The organism is Flavobacterium lipolyticum (genome assembly GCF_020905335.1).
Taxonomy (GTDB): Bacteria; Bacteroidota; Bacteroidia; order Flavobacteriales; family Flavobacteriaceae; genus Flavobacterium; species Flavobacterium lipolyticum.
This window is the reverse complement of sequence record NZ_JAJJMN010000004.1, coordinates 1-20,990: the sequence shown is the minus strand read 5'-3', so window position 1 is coordinate 20,990 and position 20,990 is coordinate 1. Positions and strand designations below refer to the sequence as shown.

Sequence of the window (20,990 nt, the reverse complement as noted above, 5' to 3'; positions counted from 1 at the left end):
CTTCCCGCTGCGGTTCCTGTAATTCCAATTACGCTTGGTGCTGCCCAGCTATAAGTAGTACCAGCCGGAACTGTTCCGTTGGTTCCATTGGCCGGAGTAGCGGTAAAAGTGCTTCCGCTGCATATAGTAGAAGTCATTGCAGTTATTACCGGTGTTGTACAACATGCAGTTACAGTAATATTGTTAACTGTTTTAGTATTTGGTATAACCTGATTTGTGGGGTCAGATACTGTTAAACTAGCAGAAAATGGACCAGCGGAAGAATAAGTCACAGTATATGGACCTATTGTTGTTAAACTAACCGGAGAAATTGTCGCAGCACCTGGAAATGACCAGCTATAATTAGTGTTTGGTTCAACTCCTGTTGAAGTGCTGGCATAAACTACCTTTTGAAAAGAACCTCCATCACAACTTTTAGTAATAGAAAAATCGGCAAAAAGAGGTGTTTTTATAATTATCCCATTTGAATATGCACTACTGCATTTAGGAGGATTACAAGTAATCAGTGAAAGACTTTGTGAAGGCGTAATAGCCTGTCCGCTTGTTTCCCATCCTAAGTAAATGTTTTTTAACTCAAGGGATTGACCTGCAGTATAGTTTGTAATTTGAGCCATTCGGTATTTGGACCCTGCCGTAATTATGCTTCCTCTAATTTTAATCGTTAACCTATCTGTTACGGCACCAACAAAGTTAGTGTTATCGAAATTTTTTCGAACTCCGCCAACTAAATAGTCAAATTGAAACATCAAGTCGTATTTAGAACTATTAGAGGCAATAGTAACCCATATGTACAAGCCGTTTACAGGATTTGAAACATAGGCCAAAGTGGCTACATTTCCAACGTTATCACCTAGATAGACACTCCCAAAAGTAACATCCTGAGCATTACATTGTGAAAGAGAACAAGCAGGAGTCGTTGTCAATGAAGCACTAGTATTATCAAATGTAATATTAGTATTTTGTGAATAACCAACTACAGTAGAAAACAATAATATAAAAAAAGTAAAAAACGGAATAAGAGTAATTTTTTTCATAATCTTATTATTTAAATAAACTAGTAGCTTATATCTTGTTAAAGTTTAAATAAGAAAAATTGAGATTTTAGTCTATTGCTAGACAACCTGAATATTTAAAAACTATTGATTCACCTAAGCTAACCCTCGGATTGGTTTGTGAATGACTGTATTGTGGTGCGGCACAGAACTAATAAGTCTGTATAAGTAGAGTACTTTTTACTTTCATACTTTTTAGATTTAAAATTTATGAAATTTTTATTTTTTTAACACAATCAAAGGTATGTATATGGTTTTTTATTACACTTTTTAATCTTTAAATAGCTTAAATACTCGTTAAAAGGATATTTTTATGATAAAATGAACCTTAAATTTCTTTATTGTCTCATTTTTGGAAGAAGAAATTGGAGTTATTGTTTTTGTATCCGAATGTTTTATAAGCAACTGTTCATATTAGCATCAATTTAATGATCATACCTAAAATAGCCGTTGTGACAATAATATAGGGTTCCTGAATTTTCTTTATATAAATTAACGAAAAAATTGTGACAATTGCTATTAGAGCTGTTGGAATGTCTATTATACTTCTTTTGGCTATCACAATAACAGACCCAACAAGAGCATCTATTACAGCCGCTGTAATACCTTCGACAAATGCTTTAACGGGTTTGTTTTGTGCTATTTTTTTAAAAGAAGGCGCCATTGCTATGGTAAAGAGATAGCAAGGAAGGAAAGTGGCTAGCGCAGCTACCAATGCGCCTAAAAAGCCATTGACCAAATACCCAATAAAACCGACCGTTATTACCACTGGCCCAGGTGTAATCATGGCAACAGCAACCGAATCCATAAACTGCTGTTCTGTAGGTCATTGATTCTCGATTACAACTCCTGAATGTAGAAAAGGAACTATCGCCAGACCACTTCCAAATACAAAAGTTCCTGCTTTGACAAAGAAAAAAGCAATTTTAGTAAAGGTAGAGCTTTCATAGCTCCAAAATCCGGCCAGTAAAAAAACTAAAGAAAAAGAGTTTACGGTTTTGCTATTCCACCATTTAGGAGGCGCTTTAATAATCATGTATAAAAGACCGGCTGCAATAAATAAAAGGACTTGCTCCTGTTCTGTAATGTAAGTAATAACGACAGCAAGAATAAAAAAGAGCCAAAGCAGCCACTTAGATTTCATGGATTCCAAATTCAGCTGGCCAATAGATTTTAAAGTAAGTTTATAAGAACTTAATGCTATAATTCCGATTACAGCTGCACCAACTCCATAAAATACTGCCTGAATCCAGGACAAGCCTCCGTAGAGTTTATAGATGATCCCTAATAAGAGCACCATTAAAAAAGAAGGCAGAACAAAGGCAAAACCAATCAATGTAGCCCCAAGAAAGCGATAATGTACAAAACCAAGATAAATTCCAAGCTGCGCCGCCAAAGGACCTGGAGCGAGTTGAGCCAGAGCGAGTCCTTCGCGGTATTCGTCCTCTGAGATCCACTTTCGGTTTTCCACCAGATCTTTGTGCACATAGCCCACTAGAGCAACGGGCCCACCAAAACCTATAGTACCGAGTTTTAAAAAATAAAGTGTTAGTTCTCGTAATGTATATTTGTGATTTTCATTCATGATCTGTAAATTAAAATGCAATTCCAAACTGAAAGCCTACTGTGAAGGAAGCAGGATGATTATTACCAAAGCGGATTGGCAAGGGGATTGCGGCAAAGTAGCTGCAATTGGTGTTTTTTATTATTGTTTTGTTTAAAACAGGCGTAATGCCATATCTTCCGGAGGATTCGAAAGCAGCCCTTCCTGCAAAAGTATATCCATGTCCTAAGGCCACCAGAACTCCGGGATGAAACAATAAATTAGTTACTTTACTAGTACCCTGATCGTCCTTTATATTGGGAACTACCTCGAAAGAAAAACCGATTTTCTCGTTTTTCCAGATATTGATTCCAGTTGGAAATCCTAGAGCATAGTAGTCTCTGAAATTTACTGAAGTTTCATCTTTATTTATGGTCACTAGAGGATGCAGAATACCAAAATATCCTGTGATCTTAGGGTAGGTAGTCTGAGAGAAGCAGGGAAGAGTAAATACGAGCACAATAAAAAGAAGCGGGAATTTTAAAAGCATTGATTTTGTTTTTTATAAATTATAGAAACAAAATTATATGCATTAAACTTCTTTAAATAGTATGCGTTTTACGTTTTGTATATGGATTACTTTTTTTGGATTTTTTTTCTGTATGTTGACGGATTTTTCCCGGTATGGAGTTTAAAAATTCTTGTAAAATGACTTTGGTCTGAAAATCCGGTTCTATAGGCAATCTCAGTCAAAGTATAGGTGGTGTTCTCAATAAGATTTACCGCTTTTTCGATCCTTTGTTTTCTAACGTAATCCCCGAAATTTAAATCTTCAAAATATTTAGAAAATTCTCTCGACAGGTAGGACGGGTTCAAATCGAGTTCACCGGATATTTTTTTAAGGTCGAAAGTAAACTGTGCATCAATCTGGTCCTGAATAAGATTTTTGAGGTCTTTTACCCAGGATGGTGTTTTTCCGGCTGTTTTTTTGTCTTTAAGAAATTTAGTATAAACTTCGTGCAGCAGGTTCTCAAAGGGGCTGTTCTGCAGATGTTTCTGTTTGTAGAGATGTGAGGCCCAGCTGTAAAGTGCGTCATAAAGCACCATTCCGGTTTCAAGGAGTTTATAATCATCGGTAATATTATGCGAAAGCCCGGCAGACACCGCCCATAGTCCGGCAGATTCTTTTGCAATTTCATGACGATCGGTATCAGCCCCGCGTACAATTCCTGCCATGATGGAAATAGCGGGATCCTCAATTTTATATTTTTTTACAATATAATCGAAGGTACACTGCTCCTGATAATGTGTGAATTCAACATTTGGGATATCAAAAGGAAGGGCATTTAATTCTTTTGCTTTGTCCAGAACCTGATCAAAAGGGACGTAAATAAATTCAGCCTCAGGATCTACAAAATTTCTAATAAGCCATGGGCATGCAATTCGGTCTATTTTTGGTCTTTCTCTGGTGATCCATTTCATAAGTCAATTGTTTTTTAGAATCCGTACTAAGGTACATTTTTTTATTATTTAAGTATCAGTTAGTGAGAATGCACAAAGGAATGAAATTAGTTTTTTTGATAAAATTTATAAAGGATTAGTCTTAAAAACTTGTTTAAATAACTGAACATTGACTGTGAAATTCTCCTATTGTCAAATTGCCGATTGCCGAGAGTTCTTTGGTAATTCTGGGGCTTCCACACCTGTATTGGCTCCAGTGATAAATCCAGGTAATTTTAGATGCGATGAAAATTTTACGTACGGATCTGCTACTAGGCAGTCCTTTTAGCCATTTATAATAGCAGCTTGGATCGACCTTAAAAAACCTGCACATCTTTCCAACGAGAAATATAGAGGCGCTCTCTGATAAATTCATACCTTATTCGCTGTTCTTGGAGAAGATGTCTTGAACCTTTTTTTTGGTAAAGCGCATTCCGTTTACAGCTCTTTAATCTGCTTACCTATTTTTAGGAGTTCTTTTTGATCAAGAGCAGAGATAAAAGGCTTTTTTGCAGCAAACTTTCCGTCTTTGTAAAGCTTCTTCCAGTGCTGTAGTTTATCAATGCTAATATTAAGATTTTGGGCCACATCAAGTACCCTTTCGCAGTGTATGCTCATCGAGGCGGCCAGAATCTTAAACCCTAACGTGTACTTTTTTCTTGTCTTTTTCATCGTTGTAAATTTAGACAGTATTATTCCTTTTAATCTTTAGAATTATAGTGTCAAAAAAACAAGCGATTCGCCTCTTTTTAGGTTTTTCTCAAAAACCGCCTTAACATTTTGTGGCAAAATAGGAGGTAACTCCAATTAAGAACGTTGTTTTTTGCGACAAAATAGAGGTAATTCTACATTTATTATTTGTGTTTCCAACTGCTATAGAATCAATTTCATGCTTAGTTTTTTTTACTCTATGGCAAAAAAAAAGTTGCCTGTAACATTTTATTACAGATCTATGAGAGTGTTGTTTAAATTTGACACATAAATGGTTAAAAAACAATTCAAAAAGTACTATTGGTGTTAAGAAGTTGGTTATTCTAAAATTTAAAAACTAAAACTATGTCCTATTTAAACGTCCCGCGTCTTACATTTTCTGGTCAGTTTCAGGCCGATCCTTCGACTGTAAATAATGATCCCACACATTTTAACAATGAAACATTTGAGCCAAAATATCAAAATTACGGTCCGGGCCAGGAAAATGGTTGGTGGAATCCGGATGGTACCGGAAACTGGCGATTTCTAGGCTGTAAAATTACGAGTGTTACCTATCAGGACGGAACGAGTACGGATAATCCACTTTTAGATCCTATTATTGGTATGTCTGTCATGGATACCGATGCACGTACCGCAGGAAAAATTGTAGATTTAGATAGTCAGCAACAAATGGTTTCTCAACTTTGGGGGTTTGTGGTACGAATTGTAAATAATGAGGGTAATACACTGGTGAAAGGTGATTATGAGATGGCACCATTTAGCAATATTTGGTTTTCAAGATCGGTTGATTTACGAGGTAGTTCAGGAGCAGGGGCAACCTATCAGTCTGTTATAAAGAATATTGATTGGAATTTTAAAATATCTAACTCAAGATATCTTAACGAATTAAAAGCGGTAAGTGCTAAGCAATTATCTATACATTTTACGGTGGATAGATTTAATGGAGATCACACCTCAGACCAATTTACTTTAGGCAGAATAACTGGCTCAATAGGACCTTCAAATAATAGAGAACCTAAACATTTTGTATTGGGAAGACAATTATTTCCAAATCCACTTCCTCAATATTTACCGCAGGGACAAAGACAAAAATATAATTATGCTACCGCATTAGTCGATGAGAAATTAAAACAAGTTGTACTTGATTTTGGTAATGCGCTACAATTTAATGCAGAAGGGGTCAATACAAGTGAAAATTTACACCTTGTTATCAATACCAATACAGGGATATCAGTCATTGGACAAATAAATTATTCAGGTTTGGATTGGTATATGAGTACATCAGGAATTTTTACTTTTCCACTTTCAGACGAACAGCTGGATCTTTGTAACCAATACCCATTGGCAATTGTTACAAATATGACAGACAGTATCAATGATGTTTTTAGTTTAAAAAAATCTAAGACGGGGATATTAATTTATACAGAGTCTATTGATTATGTAGGTGCTGATCAATTTGTATTTCGATTAGATCCTGAAGATAAGTGTAAAATTAATTTTTACGCAACTCATCTTGGAAAAGCACTTCCAAATGCAATCATTCAGGCACAAGATAATACACAAAATTTACTGGGTTCGCCACCACCGCCAGTGGTACCTGCAGTTGGTACTCCTCCAATACCTTATTTCTCAGGAAATAAACCCGCAGAAGTTACAACAGATGCAAATGGTAAAGCTGTACTTAGGTTTACAGCTCCCGATCCCGGAAATCCGAGAGTATACATTGATGGACAAATTTATGCTATCAGCTATAATCTGAGCACGCAAAGTTTTGACGATTGTAATCAGTCTAATTTTATTAGTCTTTTGATTTTTTCAGGTGCTCCAACCCCAAAAATAATTCCTGACTGGGACAACTTTATTCAGCCCATCATGCAGCAATATGCCAATTTGTATCCGTTGATGTCAAAAGGAATTTTTAATCTGGCAGATAAAACGGTGGTTGATAAAAATGCGCAAATATTGCATTTAGTTTTTAGTAAAGATCTTGATGATCCTAATTATATGCCTGCAACAAGAGATCTTTCTAAATATAAAAAGACGGTTATTTTGAACTATTTACAAGATGTCATCGATAAAACTGCAACAGCAAATAAAGCATAGTATTCATAAAATAAAAATCTGATTATGATATTCTTAAAAACGATAAAAATTGAGACTCTCTCCGATCTAAAAAATGCGCTGCAAACTGCCATTGAGTTAGAACATTCCACAATTCCGCCCTACTTAACAGCAAATTTTACGCTATTTGAGACCGGTAATGATCAAATATCAAACCTGATAGGTTCTGTAGTTCGTGAAGAAATGCTGCATTTATCTATAGCCTGCAATATATTGAATGCTGTAGGAGGAAGTCCGGTTATTAATAAACCTGGTTTTATACCACTATACCCGGGGCCTTTACCAGGCTCTGTAGTTGATGGATTACAGGTGCCGCTCAAAAAGTTTTCTTTAGATCTTGTGAAAGATGTTTTTATGTCAATTGAAGAGCCAGAAGATCCAATTGATATCCATAATCGTTTGATGGTCTCTAATGTAATTACCATAGGAGTGTTTTATACCAGAATAAAAGAAATAATAGTAGAACTTGAAGCTGCTGCAAAAGCGGAAGGAAAAACAATATTTGTTGGAAATCCAAACTATCAAATGACCTTTGAAAAATTTTATGATGCATCTTTATTATTCCCTATTGTCGATGAGGCAACTGCTATAAGAGGTATAGATATCATTATTGATCAGGGTGAAGGAACAACAACAGATCCATTTGTAAGTTCTGCAGACGATGGAAATGTTCCTGAACTGGCGCACTACTACCGTTTTGAAGAAATTTATAAGGGTAAAACAATACAGGCAGACCCTGAGGGAGGGTATATGTTTGGGGATCCATTAATTGCGTTTAATCCTGAATTAGTACCAAATATGTGGCCAAATCCTAAAATGAATGATTATCCAAAGGATTCTCAGGCTTATATTAATAGTAAGTTCTTTAATTACAACTACACTTCTTTGCTTAATAGTTTGCATGAAACTTTTAATGGAGAACCAGAGAAGATTAGTACCGCAATGGGGGTAATGTATTCTTTGCGATTATATGCTCTTAAGTTGCTGGCGATTCCCGATCCTAATCACCCTGGTTTTGTAACGGGGCCTAGTTTTGAATATGTTGTTGGGGAATAATGTGTTGATTTAAAAGTAAAAAAGAAATGAAATTTAAGTCAAAAGCAGTAGTGATAAAAGTATCAGTCAGTGATATTCTTAAATCTAAAAAATTCTATGAGGAAATCCTTGATTTTAAAACAGATGGTAGATATACGCTCAACTCTGATGGGAATTTTGGCACAGAATCCTTTATACAACTGTATTTAGAGCATAAGAACAAAGATGGTTTTATGCTGGGATTATACAAAGATATTGACACTCCTTTTTACCCACTACCGGAAACAGGAACAGTTCCGAGCTTTATTGTAAAGGATATTCAGGCAACGCTTGATTATTTTAGAGTCAATGGAGTGGTGATCGATGAAATAGACGGTGTTGTAATCAATTCTAATACTTCAGATGACGGGTATGAAGATCGTTTTTTCTTTTTTAGAGATCCGGATAATAATTCACTGGTTGTCAGGGAAAACATTTTAAAGTAACTGAGCCCAAAAAGATTTATAAAATGAAAACGGATAGGACAGCAACAGCAATAAGAATTAATTCAGCAGAAATAATACGAACTCTAATTCGACAGAAACTTTCAGAAGCTGAATCAGATTGGATGGAAAGCCATATCTGGTTTGAGAACAACACACAGTTTTTTCAGACTTTTGGTTTAGTTACCAGGAAAATTTCGCCAATAATTCCAAAATGGACCTTGCAGGAAACTATTTTGCTGGAAGAATTGTATCCCGGCTTTACAACAGCTAATTGGGATCTGCAGCAGCTTTGCCGTAGTTTGTTAATGATGCACCTTCCAGAGCATCAAAATATTGAAACAATAAAGAACCTGGCAGAAATGGCAGACATAAAAGAGTTAGTCAGTTTGTATAAGGGACTTTTTTTCTTAAAAAATGCAGAGGAATTTATTTTGACAATTCAGGAAGGAATCAGAACCAATATGGTTGCAGTGTTTGATGCTGTAGCCTTAGGGAATCCTTTTGCAGCAAAATACCTGCCGGTTGATGCATGGAATCAGTTGGTGCTGAAAGCCCTTTTTATGGGGCGTCCATTGTATCAAATTATTGGCTTAAAACTACGTAAAAATGAAAAGCTGGCCTTAATTATAAACGATTATATTCACGAACGCTGGTCGGCAGGACGATTAGTATCACCGGAAATTTGGAGATTGACAGCCGGTTTTGTAAACCGGGAAATAGCAGACGATCTGACAAAAGCAATAGGAACCGGAGAGTTATTGACCCAAGTGGCTGCGGTAAAAGTGCTGAAAGAGAGTATTTTTTTTAAAGAAAATGAAATTTCTGAAGAGGTATTATCTCAAAGCACGGCAACATGGGATGAAATAGGAACCCAATATTATTCACTATTAAAAATTTAGTACATGTATTACATTGACCCACATATTCACATGGTATCCAGAACAACAGATGATTACCAGGCAATGCGTGCTGCAGGTATTGTAGCTGTTATTGAACCGGCATTTTGGCTTGGCCAGGCACGAACAGAAGCTTCTTCTTTTAAGGATTATTTCAGCACCTTGGTGGGGTGGGAAAGATTCAGAGCTTCACAATTCGGAATTAAGCATTATTGTACTATAGGGCTAAACTCTAAAGAAGCCAACAATGAAGCTCTGGCAGAAAAAGTGATGGATTTATTACCGTTGTTTGCAGCAAAAGAAGGAGTAGTGGCAATTGGAGAAATTGGTTATGACGATCAGACTCCGGCCGAAGATAAATATTTCAGACTACAGATCGATTTGGCTTTGAAATTTAATTTGCCGATAATGGTTCATACCCCGCATCGGGATAAAAAAAATGGAACCATCAGAAGTATGGATGTGCTGGAAGAACATGGAGTGGCTCCTCATATGGTGGTAATCGACCACAATAACGAAGAAACAGCCAAACAGGTTTTAGATCGCGGATATTGGGCTGCTTTTACCATTTATCCCAATACCAAAATGGGGAATGAACGGATGGTAGAGGTTGTAAAGCAGTACGGATCTGAACGTATTATTGTAGACAGTTCTGCCGATTGGGGAGTAAGTGATCCTTTATCTGTTCCTAAAACGGCAGCTTTAATGCTTGAAAGAGGAATTGCTAAAGAAGATGTTCATCTAACCTGCTATAAAAATGCCTTAACGGCTTATTCTCAAAGCGGGCAAATGAATGAAGAAGACTGGAAAAATGAAATCACTATCACTCAGGATTCTTTATTTGAAGGAAGCAGTGTGCTCAGAGGACAGGAATCTAAAGAAATTGTATATCCAAAAATCATTATAGAAAACTAGATGTCAGGTAAGTTATTCTATTTAGTAACCTTAGTGCGTCCCGCAAATATTGTTACGGCAGTGACTGATATTCTTGCGGGGATTGCTGTTTCCGGGCTTTTAGTTTTGAATGGCAACAATGAGAATGGGATACAGAATGTGTTGCTGCTCGTGCTTTCTACAATTGGCTTGTATGGAGGGGGTATTGTATTTAATGATATTTTCGATTTGGAAGCAGATACCATAAATCGGCCGGAAAGAGTACTCCCACGTGGGTTGGTGAGCAAAGATGAAGCTATTTTACTGGGCAGTTTTATGTTACTGGCAGGAATCGGATTTGCTTTTGCGGTATCAGTTCTCAGTGGTATGCTGGCAGCGGTAATTGGTGTATTGGCTCTTACTTATGATAAAATAAGTAAACATTATTCCATTGCAGGTCCATTAAACATGGGACTTTGTCGGGGAGGAAATTTGCTTTTAGGGATGAGCATCAATAATGACGCCGTTTTTACTTATTGGTACATTGGCATTATTCCTATTTTATTTATTGCAGCCATCACACTTACGGCTAAAAAAGAAGCTTCGGGAAATAATAAGTCCGCTATACTGACTGCTCTGATACTCGATGCAATAGTAGTTGTTCTGTTTATTTTTATAGGATACAAGCTTGAATTTAGATTTTGGCAGCTCCTGCCTTTTCTTCTTTTTTGGTACGGAATTAATTTTTTTGCAAAATACAAAGCTTTCCTTTACAATCAGCCGGTTGCGATACAAAAGGCGGTAAAAACAGGGGTATTATCCCTAATTCCTCTTAATGCAAGTTATGTAGCAGGTTCGGCAGGACTGGTATACGCATTGTTTGTACTGGCCTTGTTGCCAATATCGATTTTATTATCTAAAAAGTTTGCCGTAACCTGATTTATACTTTATCAAAATGAAACAACAACAGATACTTCAGCAGAATTTTCAGGTCACATTTAATTATGACATTATTTTTAGCCGTTCTTTATTTGATACCGGCAATACCTCACTTATTGATGTGATCAAAAAAGAACCCGCTTTCCAACAGCCCAAAATTGCTATAGTAATAGATAGAGGAGTTGTTGAAACAACAAGTCAGTTCATCGCAAATGTGATTCACTATTTTAATCATTATCAGTTTGGAATTTCAGAACATAGTATCAATGTCGTTCAGGGAGGAGAAGCCGTTAAGAATAGTTTGGATGTTATTGAATCGGTTCTGCAATTAATCAATGACAATAAAATAGACAGGCATTCTTTTCTTATTGCAATAGGAGGGGGCGCTGTACTAGATGCCGTAGGTTATGCTGCGGCAATTGCACATCGCGGTGTACGCCTGATCCGGATACCAACGACTGTTTTATCTCAAAACGATTCGGGAGTTGGGGTAAAGAACAGTATGAATTATTTTGGTAAAAAGAACTTTCTGGGTACATTTGCCCCACCGTATGCAGTACTAAATGATTCTGATTTTTTAACAACGCTAAAGGAACGGGACTGGCGATCCGGTATTTCCGAAGCTATAAAAGTGGCACTCATAAAAGATGCTTCTTTTTTTGACTGGATAGAGAATAATGCGCAGGCTCTTAACAACAGAGAAGTTTCGGTTATGGAAACGCTTATTATTCGTTGTGCTGCTTTGCATACCGATCATATTTCTAAAAATGGGGATCCCTTTGAGAAAGGTTCATCTCGTCCATTAGACTTTGGACATTGGGCAGCCCACAAAATGGAACAGCTTACTAATTATGAAATTACCCACGGAGAAGCCGTAGCAATTGGTATAGCCCTCGATGTTACTTACTCTTTTTTGATACATAGAATTGATGCACTGAGTCTGGAACGAATTTTAAAATGTTTCCTAACATTGGGTTTTGCAATAACACACCCGGTTCTTGATGCTCATTTAGAGGAGGTAATTAGAGGATTAGAAGAGTTCAGAGAGCATCTTGGCGGCCGGCTTACGATCATGTTGATAAATGAAATAGGTATTGGTGAAGAGGTACATGCACTGGATAAAGAGATAATTATACAATCGGTTCAGTATCTCAATTCATTTTGTCAGCTAAATACAGAAGTATGTTAATTGGTTCCAATAGTCATTTAAGTTACTGTACCAATATTCATGCGGGCGAATCCTGGGAAGCTGTTTTTGAAAGTGTAAAAACGTATTGTATTCCACTTAAAAAGAAAGTCTCTCCACATAAGCCTTTTGGTATAGGTTTACGGCTTTCTTATCAGGCTGCTTCTGAATTGATAGCAGAAAATCATCTTTTGATTTTTAAAGACTGGTTACAGAAAAACGAAATGTATGTATTTACGATGAATGGATTTCCATATGGAAATTTTCATAACGAGGTCATTAAGGATAAAGTTCATTTACCAGATTGGACAAGCCCTGACAGATTAAATTACACAGAGTTGCTTTTTAACATTTTATCGCAACTTTTGCCACCTGATATCGAAGGAGGAATTTCGACTTCACCGCTTTCTTATAAACATTGGTATGCTACCGAAAACAGTTTAACTGAAGCAAAACGAACTGCCACAAGCCAGTTGATCACAGTAGTGGCTCAGTTGGTTAAAATACAGGAATCCAAAGGTAAAATGATGCATTTGGATATAGAACCGGAACCCGATGGCATAATTGAAAGCAGCGACGAATATATCGCTTTTTTCGAGGATTATTTACTTAAGGAAGGAGCTTCATTATTAGCCAAAAATCTTTTATGCAGTTTAATTCAGGCACAAGAATATATTCGTAATCACATACAGCTTTGTTATGATGTCTGCCATTTTTCCATTGGATTTGAAGAAAGTGATGAGGTCATCAGAAAAATGCAAAAGCACGGTTTGAATATTGGCAAATTACAAATTAGTGCCGCGCTCAAATGTACAGTTTCAGAAAATACAACAGTTGAACAACTCCAAAAATGCCTGAAAACTTTTGATGAACCGACCTATCTGCACCAGGCAGTTATTAAAACAAAAGAAGGAGCATTACTCAAATTTAAGGATTTGAAAAATGGAATAGAAGCGATAAGCCGTGATGATTTTCGGGAGCTTCGTACTCATTTTCATGTACCCATATTTGTTGAAGATTATCAGCTCTTGCAATCTACTCAAAATGATATTACAACAATTTTGCGAAGTTGGCACAAAAATGAGTTTACCAGACATCTGGAAATCGAAACCTATACCTGGCAGGTATTGCCGATTCATTTACAAACCGATTTAGATCAATCCATCGAGAGAGAGCTGAAATGGGTACTTGATAAATTGTGAAATGATGATTGTAAAATGTGCAATGTGAAAATCATTTTAATCTATATAATTTCTGGTAAAAAAATGCCGGCTATATAAAACTATACTACCAAAATCATGCAGCAAACAGTCGTTATAAATGTAGTAGGACTTACGAGTTCCCTACTTCAAAATCCGGATCTTTTTTTGCATCAATGGCAAAAGAGAAAGGGGAATTTAAGTATTATTGAACCAGTACTTCCGGCGCTCACCTGTTCAGCTCAGGCGACTTACTTAACCGGAAAATGGCCTTCGGAACATGGGATTGTGGGAAATGGATGGTACGACAGGAATGATATGGAGGTAAAAATGTGGAAACAGTCAAATAAACTGGTACAATCACCAAAAATATGGGATTTAGCAAGGGAAATAGATCCGTCATTTACTTGTGCTAATTTGTTTTGGTGGTACAATATGTATTCTGATGCTAATTTTACAGTGACACCGCGTCCGCAATATTGGGCAGATGGACAGAAGAAGCCTGATTGTTATTCAAAACCCTCTGACTTACGGGATCGTCTCCAGGCTCAACTGGGAACATTTCCTCTTTTTGATTTTTGGGGACCAAAAACAACAATCCGTTCCAGCCAATGGATCGCCAATGCTGCAAAACTTGTTTACCAATGGCATAATCCGACACTAACTTTAATCTACTTACCACATTTAGATTACTGCTGTCAAAAGTTTCAACCCGGGTCACCCGAAATCAATGAAGATGTAAAAGCGATTGACAAAGTATGCAAAGACTTAATCGAATATTTTGAAAGTAAGGGGACGGAAGTTGTTGTTTTGTCTGAGTATGGTATTACTGAAGTTAACAATCCCATACATATTAATCGATTTTTACGCACACACGGATATTTGCAAATACGAGAAGAACGAGGATTAGAATTACTGGATACCGGGGAATGTAAGGCTTTTGCATTGGCAGACCATCAAATTGCGCATTTATATGTGAAAGAGAATGAAGATATTGTTGAGCTCAAAGAATTAATTCAGAAGATACCCGGAATTGCAAAAGTATTGGACAGCAAAGGAAAAAAAGAGCACCATCTGGATCACGAACGTTCAGGAGATCTTGTTCTGGTTGCAGATCATAACAGTTGGTTCACCTATTATTACTGGATGGAGGATAACAAGGCCCCCGATTTTGCCCGTACTGTGGAAATTCATAAAAAAATAGGTTATGATCCGGTGGAGTTGTTTTTAGATCCTAAGCAGAGATTTATTTTGCCCCACATCCTTTTTAAATTGATTAAAAAGAAACTGGGGTTTCGCACCCTTATGAATGTTATTCCATTGGACGCCAGTTTGGTTAAAGGATCTCATGGCTGTATTCCGGACAAAAAAGAAGACAAACCGATATTAATCACAAAAAATAAATTGCCAAATAAAGTTGAGAGTAACTTTATTTGCCAGTATATATTAAATATTGTATTTAAATCTAAGCAGGATATGCTGACAAAAACTACAGACTTAGAAATGGAAGAATTATCTTAGTTTTTAGTTAGACACTACCAAAAAAACTTAAAACTGCTGCTAAAACAGTAATTAGGACAAAGTATTTAATTTCTTATTAGTAATATTATTTGTGGGTTCTGTTTCACCTATTAATAACTATTATTCTCAATGCTTGAAAATATATTAAATGAATGCCAAAGGTCACTGTTATCCCAAAGTTATTATTCTTCAGGCTGTTTATTTCAAATTGAGATTTAAATCGAGATTTAAATTGAGTTGCAGGGATGTTGAAGAAATAATGAAAATGCGCGGAATACAGGTTGATCATGCTACGATTCAGCGTTGGGTATTTAAATTTGCTCCAATCATGGAATTTCAAATGAAAAAGAGAGAGATTAGAGCGGGAATGAGCTAGAGAATGGATGAGACCGATATAAAAGTTAAAGGTATTTGGTATTATTTGTATAGGGCTGTAGATAAATCGGGTAACACAGTAGATTTTCTTCTGATTAAAAGAAGACAGAGAATGAGTGCCCAATCATTTCTAATTATGGCAATAAATAATAAGTACAACCCAATTTTGAGATACTATTGTATTGAATCAATAGTATTTTGTTAAATTTTTCTAAGTGATACATCAGGCGTTTCACACTGAGGAACTATAAAAATTATATTGTTATTTATGTTGTCTCCCGCATCTAAACTTACTTTTTTTTCATTTTTAAAATTATAGCGTCAAAAAAATGAATCGGTTTAAAACTGCTTTGTCCATTTTAGCAGTAAAATCAAAGAAACGTTATTTTTAATTAATTGAAAAACTACACAATTTTGATAAGTTGCTTATGTATGAAAACTACTTTAGTTAAAAATTCCGTTTTTTTCTGTTAGTATTATCGGTTTTCCGTCCGTTACAACAATTGTGTGCTCGTGTTGTGCCATAAAACCACCATTGTTCCCAACCATTGTCCAGCCGTCATTTAATTCTATAGCATATGTTGAATTAGTTGAAATAAAAGTCTCAATTGCTACTACGGCATTCTTCTTAAATCGTCTTTGATCAAAACGATTTCTATAATTCAAAATTTCATCAGGTTGTTCGTGTAAACTTCTTCCAATTCCGTGCCCGCTTAGATTTTTAATGATTTTAAAGCCTCTTCTTTTTGCTTCCGTTTCCATTATGTATCCAATATCCGAAATTTTAACACCGTCCTTTATATTATTAATTGCTTTTTCTAAGATTTCTCTTGAAGCATTAACAATTTTTTGATGTTGGCGAATGTCTTTTCCTAAAACGAATGAAGCTCCATTATCTGCCCAAAATCCGTCAAGTTCTGCTGAAACGTCAATGTTTATTAGATCGCCTTCTTTTAGAATTCTTTTCACAGAAGGAATTCCGTGACAAAATTCATTACCAACACTTATACAGTTCCAACCTGGAAAGCCATAAGTCAAATGTGGTGCAGACTTTGCTCCAAAATCAGATAAAATTTTTGCTCCGTATTGGTCGAGCTCTTTTGTACTCATTCCAGGCTGAGCATAATCTATCATTTCTTTGAGAGTATAGGCAACAGCATCACTTGCTTTTTGCATTCCTAATAACTCCGATTCTTTTGTTATTGACATAGTTCTCTATTTTTGATGCATTATCATTTAGTAATTTCTGTTAATTCACAAATATACAAATTGCATATTTTCGGTTAATTCTTATTACAATGCTTGTTTCCATAAAAAAATATAAGAATAAAAATAAATATCTGATTAGCTGATTTTAAAGGAGTGAAGCTTGAAGATACGGAAGTACTCTCTCTCTTTTAGGATAAGAAACGCGTATTTTTACCTATAAACAATTAAAAGTAAATATTTATTTTTGATTGAGAAATATTGTGTAGTGTTTTAGAAATGAATTAAAATGAGAGCTCTAGGTATCATAATTGTTTTCTATATTAGATAATCATATTAAAGAAAATGCTGATTTATTGGAAATTATAACTTGCTTTTTCATTCTTTTTTCTTACATTTACACAAGCCGGAATCTATCATTAAAAAAATCTGTACCTATGAAAAGAATTATTTACTCTGAATTTTGTTTCACACAACCAAAGTGTGATTTTTTTAGAATTAAAATAGTTGATTCTAATGTTACCTGCTTACTGTATGTAAAAAAATTAAGCGGAGTATAATCGTTTAATTCATTTCTGCAAATTGATTTTTTAAACACGACAATTTATTTGTTGTTTTTATGGCATGATAAATTATTATTTGTCAGCTAAGTTATTGTGTCAAAATTACTTATTGCCACAACCTATTTTTTCCCTTTCTTATTTCCTGAACTGATTCATAAAAAGGTCAGTTTTTTTTCTACATGCTATTTGTTGAGTGAATTTATTTAATGCTAAGTTAATTGATCTATTGCGAACAGTACGGTTTGAATTGCAGTAATATTTCTACAAAATTGTTTTGATATTTTTTTATAAGGCCTATGTTAAAAAAGTTATTCTGTACAATAAAAGCTTTTTATTATGAGAAAAATTTTACTTATTGCATTGTTTGTTTTATTGAGTTTTAGTAAAGTTACTGCCCAAACTCCGGGAATGATTTATAATCCTGCTACAGGAGCGGGAACTACAGTACTTGATCCCAATGGAGATGGTTTTACGTCGGCTACTGCAAACGGTTTTACAACAGATGATCAGCTTCAAAGTGAGATTCCATATAAATCATTGGTTTTTCCTATGATAGAGCCAAACAGTGATCTTAGTGCAGGACCAAATTGTAGTTTTACTGATTTTGTAGATCAGGGAGATCAGGATCCTGTTCAATCTTATTTAGATGGTAATGGTAATTGGCTTTTTAGGATGAGGATGGGAAGTAGTTCTCCTAATTCAAAAAGTTATAGTATTCTGATTGACACCGATGGTAAATTTGGCGGAGTTGGACCTAATGCCGATCCGCAATATTCAAATTCAAATCCGGGTTTTGAGATAGAAATAGTGTTAGCCACAAATTTTGGCGTTTTTGTATATGATGTAAATAATAATAATTGTACACCTGTTATTTCGTATGCTGGAACTACAAATTATCAAAAGTCGATTGCCCTGACCACAAGTTGCAGTAATCCGGATTATTTTTATGATTTTTTCGTAAAGATGAGTGACCTGACAACTACGTTTGCGCCATTATCCACGATCATCAATTCAAGTACAGCCATCCGTATGGCAATGGTTGATAATATGGGAGCTCAAAAATCGACTCTGTGTAATCCTGCATCTGCTTCTGATATTGCTGGTATTGATTCCAGTTGTGGCAGTCTTGAAAATTGCTTTGTACATATTATTGATAATTATACTCCCTGCGCTCCTGGTGTGGTATGTCCGGATCGTTCACTTTGTCCGGGTATTTCAGGTGTTAGTACGGGAGATTCATCGGTATCGGGCACCTCTACTGAAGCTGATGGTACAGTGATAACGGTATATAAGAATGGAGCTTCTATTGGTACAACTTCTGTTAGTTTAGGAGTATGGACTCTTACGGGAATTTCTCCGGTTTTAACCACAGGACAGATTATTACTGCCACATCAACCGCCCCCGGCAAAGGACAGTCTATAGCAAACTGTAATCCTGTAACTGTTGTAAGTTGCGCCTTGTCAACAACAGTACCTGCAGCAGGAGATATTACTAAGATATCAGGAAGTAAGGGGTATTCGCTTACTGTAAATCGACCAGTTGGTACCATTGTTAGATGCTATAATGCCAATGGTACTCTTATAAATCCAGTTGCGTTAATTTTAGAAGCCCCCTATAATTTAAATACGGTAACCACAACTTCGAATCCTCAAACCGTACTTTTCAAGTGTCAGACAGGTAACTGTTTTGGTACAGCTGTTTATCTTTTTACTTATCAAGAACCAGGAAAATGCGAGTCGGGTTATACTTATGATTGTCAATATTCCAGCGCTACTGCCACTGCAAATCCTACTATAGCAACAAGTCCGGTTCTATCCTCGACAACTTCTATTTCCGGATCAGTAAATTCGCCTGATAATGTATCGGGAATTACTGTAAATCTTCTGGCAAACGGAACACAGATAGGAACAGCAACAACTACGGCTGGAGGAGCATGGACTATTAGTGGTTTATCATTGTCAAACCGAGAATGTCAAACGTTGTCTGTGACTGCTATTGCTTCCGGAAAATGTATTTCTACCGGGTCTGTAATGGCAATAGTACAAAGAAAAGCAAACACACCAATTGTTAATGGTCCTATTTGTTCAACAGCTGCTGTTACTAGTGTTTCCGGTTCATTAGCAGAGGCGGCAGGTACAATCGTACAAGTATATGAAAATGGAGTTTTAGAAGGAACTACAACAGTTGCTGCTAACGGAACATGGACTGCTTCAACTGGAATCAGTATTGCTCTTGGCAGTACTATTACGGCCAGGGCACTAGGAACCTGTCTTTCGTTAAGTAATGTATCAAATTCGATTGTTGTCGGTACAAAATCATCAAATGCTTTAGTAATCACTACTTCATCTGTTTACGAATGTGGAAATTCAGTAAGTGGTACGGGAACAAATGGAGATATTATTAGCCTTTTTGTAGATGGATTTCAAGTTGGTGGAACTACCACTGTTTCGGGTGGTACGTGGACTATTGGCAGTTTGTCTTCAGATTGTTCTTTATATATGGGAGGTGTAATTACAGCAAAAGCGACTACAGGTTCAAATTGTGAAGGAAGTGCATCAGCAGGAGTTACAATTGTATGTATGAATCCTTCAAATAGTCTGAACGTCACTTTGGCTTCGACATCTATTTGTTCCGGTTCAACTGCTGCTGTAACCGTTCAGGGTTCAGAAAGTGGAATTATTTATCAGTTATTTAATGGAGCTTCAATGAGTGGTTCTTCAAAATCAGGTACGGGTACTAATCTAACTCTAACCTCTGCAGCATTGAATAGTTCGACTTCTCTTACTGTAAAAGCTATTAAATTAGGGACTTCCTGTTCAATAAATTTAGTGAATACCGCTTCTGTTACAATTGCATCTACACCTGCTCCAACAGGAAGCAGCTCTCAAAGTTTCTGTTCTGCTTCAACGGTTGGCAATTTAAGTGCCACTGGAAGTACGATCAACTGGTATGCGGCATCAAGTGGAGGAAGTCCTTTGGCTACGAGTACCCCTTTGACAGACGGTACGCATTATTTTGCTTCGCAGACAGTATCAGGTTGTGAGTCGGTCACCAGACTCGATGTAACCGCTCATGTTAATATCACTGCGGCTCCAACAGGAAGCAGTTCTCAGAGTTTCTGCTCGGCTTCAACGGTTAGCAATTTAAGCGCCACAGGAAGTACGATCAACTGGTATTCGGCATCAAGCGGAGGTAGTCCTTTGGCTACGAGTACCCCTTTGACAGACGGTACGCATTATTTTGCTTCTCAGACAGTATCAGGCTGTGAGTCGGCCACCAGACTCGATGTAACTGCTCATGTCAATATCACTCCGGCTCCAACAGGCAATGCAACCCAGAGTTTCTGCTCAGCTTCAACGGTTGGCAATTTAAGCGCCACTGGAAGTACGATCAACTGGTATTCGGCATCAAGTGGGGGAAGTCCTTTGGCTACGAGTACCCCTTTGACAGACGGTACGCATTATTTTGCTTCTCAGACAGTATCAGGCTGTGAGTCGGCTACCAGACTTGATGTAACTGCTCATATCAATATCACCCCAGCTCCAACAGGAAGCGGTTCCCAGAGTTTCTGCTCAGCTTCAACGGTTGGCAATTTAAGCGCCACAGGAAGTACGATCAACTGGTATGCGGCATCAAGTGGGGGAAGTCCTTTGGCTACGAGTACCCCTTTGACAGACGGCGCACATTATTTTGCTTCTCAGACAGTATCAGGCTGTGAGTCAGCTGACAGATTTGAGGTAACTGCTACAATCAATATCACCCCGGCTCCAACAGGAAGCAGTTC

18 protein-coding genes and 1 pseudogene are annotated in these 20,990 nt (G+C 36.7%); 12 read left to right on the top strand and 7 right to left on the bottom strand.

Annotated features, from left to right (window positions below; translation table 11 throughout):
• The 6 genes and pseudogenes from LNQ34_RS23340 to LNQ34_RS23315 all read right to left on the bottom strand — a co-directional run.
• A partial coding sequence (locus LNQ34_RS23340) for a hypothetical protein (protein WP_230001542.1) occupies positions 1–1,034 on the bottom strand: 1,034 nt, incomplete at its 3' end.
• Between the two features lie 427 nt (positions 1,035–1,461).
• A pseudogene (locus tag LNQ34_RS23335) lies at positions 1,462–1,863 on the bottom strand (chromate transporter); the annotation flags it as partial.
• A 15-nt stretch (positions 1,864–1,878) separates the two neighbouring features.
• Positions 1,879–2,637 (bottom strand): chromate efflux transporter, encoded by a 759-nt coding sequence (chrA, locus tag LNQ34_RS23330; protein ID WP_230001538.1) that lies wholly within the window; start codon positions 2,635–2,637, stop codon positions 1,879–1,881.
• Between the two features lie 10 nt (positions 2,638–2,647).
• Positions 2,648–3,145 carry a hypothetical protein gene (locus LNQ34_RS23325; protein WP_230001536.1) on the bottom strand — a complete coding sequence of 166 codons (498 nt, stop codon included), beginning with the start codon at positions 3,143–3,145 and terminating at the stop codon, positions 2,648–2,650.
• A gap of 86 nt (positions 3,146–3,231) precedes the next feature.
• Positions 3,232–4,077 (bottom strand): chromate resistance protein ChrB domain-containing protein, encoded by an 846-nt coding sequence (locus LNQ34_RS23320; protein WP_230001534.1) that lies wholly within the window; start codon positions 4,075–4,077, stop codon positions 3,232–3,234.
• A 456-nt stretch (positions 4,078–4,533) separates the two neighbouring features.
• Positions 4,534–4,767 (bottom strand): transposase, encoded by a 234-nt coding sequence (locus tag LNQ34_RS23315; protein WP_230001532.1) that lies wholly within the window; start codon positions 4,765–4,767, stop codon positions 4,534–4,536.
• Positions 4,768–5,151: 384 nt separating this feature from the next.
• Here LNQ34_RS23315 and LNQ34_RS23310 point away from each other — a divergent pair, with 384 nt between their 5' ends.
• The 11 genes from LNQ34_RS23310 to LNQ34_RS23715 all read left to right on the top strand — a co-directional run bounded on the left by LNQ34_RS23310 (position 5,152) and on the right by LNQ34_RS23715 (position 15,641).
• Positions 5,152–6,909, top strand: coding sequence for a hypothetical protein (locus LNQ34_RS23310; protein ID WP_230001530.1), 1,758 nt, complete (start codon positions 5,152–5,154; stop codon positions 6,907–6,909).
• Positions 6,910–6,933: 24 nt separating this feature from the next.
• Complete coding sequence (locus LNQ34_RS23305; protein ID WP_230001528.1) at positions 6,934–7,983, top strand: ferritin-like domain-containing protein; 1,050 nt, start codon at positions 6,934–6,936, stop codon at positions 7,981–7,983.
• 26 nt (positions 7,984–8,009) lie between these two features.
• Entirely contained in the window at positions 8,010–8,447 is a 438-nt protein-coding gene (locus LNQ34_RS23300) for a VOC family protein (RefSeq protein ID WP_230001525.1), read from the top strand.
• Between the two features lie 23 nt (positions 8,448–8,470).
• Positions 8,471–9,346, top strand: a complete 876-nt coding sequence (locus tag LNQ34_RS23295; protein WP_230001524.1) for an EboA domain-containing protein — start codon at positions 8,471–8,473, stop codon at positions 9,344–9,346.
• Between the two features lie 3 nt (positions 9,347–9,349).
• Positions 9,350–10,258, top strand: a complete 909-nt coding sequence (locus tag LNQ34_RS23290) for a TatD family hydrolase (protein WP_070906609.1) — start codon at positions 9,350–9,352, stop codon at positions 10,256–10,258.
• Positions 10,259–11,155, top strand: coding sequence for a UbiA-like protein EboC (gene eboC / locus LNQ34_RS23285; protein WP_230001522.1), 897 nt, complete (start codon positions 10,259–10,261; stop codon positions 11,153–11,155).
• 16 nt (positions 11,156–11,171) lie between these two features.
• Complete coding sequence (locus tag LNQ34_RS23280) at positions 11,172–12,344, top strand: 3-dehydroquinate synthase (protein WP_166924783.1); 1,173 nt, start codon at positions 11,172–11,174, stop codon at positions 12,342–12,344.
• Positions 12,338–13,543, top strand: coding sequence for a metabolite traffic protein EboE (gene eboE, locus LNQ34_RS23275; protein ID WP_230001520.1), 1,206 nt, complete (start codon positions 12,338–12,340; stop codon positions 13,541–13,543). Before LNQ34_RS23280 ends, eboE begins: the two co-directional genes overlap by 7 nt.
• Before the next feature lie 96 nt (positions 13,544–13,639).
• On the top strand, positions 13,640–15,061 hold the full coding sequence (locus tag LNQ34_RS23270; RefSeq protein WP_230001518.1) for an alkaline phosphatase family protein: 1,422 nt from the start codon (positions 13,640–13,642) through the stop codon (positions 15,059–15,061).
• A gap of 148 nt (positions 15,062–15,209) precedes the next feature.
• The gene (locus LNQ34_RS23265) at positions 15,210–15,437 is read left to right on the top strand and encodes an IS6 family transposase (protein ID WP_070906604.1); all 228 of its coding nucleotides are present in this window, start codon (positions 15,210–15,212) and stop codon (positions 15,435–15,437) included.
• A gap of 3 nt (positions 15,438–15,440) precedes the next feature.
• Positions 15,441–15,641 (top strand): DDE-type integrase/transposase/recombinase, encoded by a 201-nt coding sequence (locus tag LNQ34_RS23715; protein ID WP_166924776.1) that lies wholly within the window; start codon positions 15,441–15,443, stop codon positions 15,639–15,641.
• Positions 15,642–15,880: 239 nt separating this feature from the next.
• On the opposite strand, the gene map is transcribed toward LNQ34_RS23715, so the two are convergent.
• Positions 15,881–16,645, bottom strand: coding sequence for a type I methionyl aminopeptidase (gene map / locus LNQ34_RS23260; protein WP_230001516.1), 765 nt, complete (start codon positions 16,643–16,645; stop codon positions 15,881–15,883).
• Positions 16,646–17,541: 896 nt separating this feature from the next.
• On the opposite strand from map, the gene LNQ34_RS23255 reads away from it, so the two are divergent.
• The coding region (locus LNQ34_RS23255) for an immunoglobulin domain-containing protein (RefSeq protein ID WP_230001514.1) at positions 17,542–20,990 on the top strand (3,449 nt) is incomplete at its 3' end.

Bases quoted from the DNA above. Each gene is read 5' to 3' on its own strand.
- LNQ34_RS23715 (WP_166924776.1), top strand. From the start codon at position 15,441: ATGGATGAGACCGATATAAAAGTTAAAGGTATTTGGTATTATTTGTAT.
- LNQ34_RS23310 (WP_230001530.1), top strand. From the start codon at position 5,152: ATGTCCTATTTAAACGTCCCGCGTCTTACATTTTCTGGTCAGTTTCAG.
- LNQ34_RS23295 (WP_230001524.1), top strand. From the start codon at position 8,471: ATGAAAACGGATAGGACAGCAACAGCAATAAGAATTAATTCAGCAGAA.
- LNQ34_RS23270 (WP_230001518.1), top strand. From the start codon at position 13,640: ATGCAGCAAACAGTCGTTATAAATGTAGTAGGACTTACGAGTTCCCTA.
- LNQ34_RS23325 (WP_230001536.1), bottom strand. From the start codon at position 3,145: ATGCTTTTAAAATTCCCGCTTCTTTTTATTGTGCTCGTATTTACTCTT.
- map (WP_230001516.1), bottom strand. From the start codon at position 16,645: ATGTCAATAACAAAAGAATCGGAGTTATTAGGAATGCAAAAAGCAAGT.
- eboE (WP_230001520.1), top strand. From the start codon at position 12,338: ATGTTAATTGGTTCCAATAGTCATTTAAGTTACTGTACCAATATTCAT.
- LNQ34_RS23265 (WP_070906604.1), top strand. From the start codon at position 15,210: ATGAATGCCAAAGGTCACTGTTATCCCAAAGTTATTATTCTTCAGGCT.
- LNQ34_RS23315 (WP_230001532.1), bottom strand. From the start codon at position 4,767: ATGAAAAAGACAAGAAAAAAGTACACGTTAGGGTTTAAGATTCTGGCC.
- LNQ34_RS23290 (WP_070906609.1), top strand. From the start codon at position 9,350: ATGTATTACATTGACCCACATATTCACATGGTATCCAGAACAACAGAT.
- LNQ34_RS23305 (WP_230001528.1), top strand. From the start codon at position 6,934: ATGATATTCTTAAAAACGATAAAAATTGAGACTCTCTCCGATCTAAAA.
- eboC (WP_230001522.1), top strand. From the start codon at position 10,259: ATGTCAGGTAAGTTATTCTATTTAGTAACCTTAGTGCGTCCCGCAAAT.
- chrA (WP_230001538.1), bottom strand. From the start codon at position 2,637: ATGAATGAAAATCACAAATATACATTACGAGAACTAACACTTTATTTT.
- LNQ34_RS23280 (WP_166924783.1), top strand. From the start codon at position 11,172: ATGAAACAACAACAGATACTTCAGCAGAATTTTCAGGTCACATTTAAT.
- LNQ34_RS23320 (WP_230001534.1), bottom strand. From the start codon at position 4,077: ATGAAATGGATCACCAGAGAAAGACCAAAAATAGACCGAATTGCATGC.
- LNQ34_RS23300 (WP_230001525.1), top strand. From the start codon at position 8,010: ATGAAATTTAAGTCAAAAGCAGTAGTGATAAAAGTATCAGTCAGTGAT.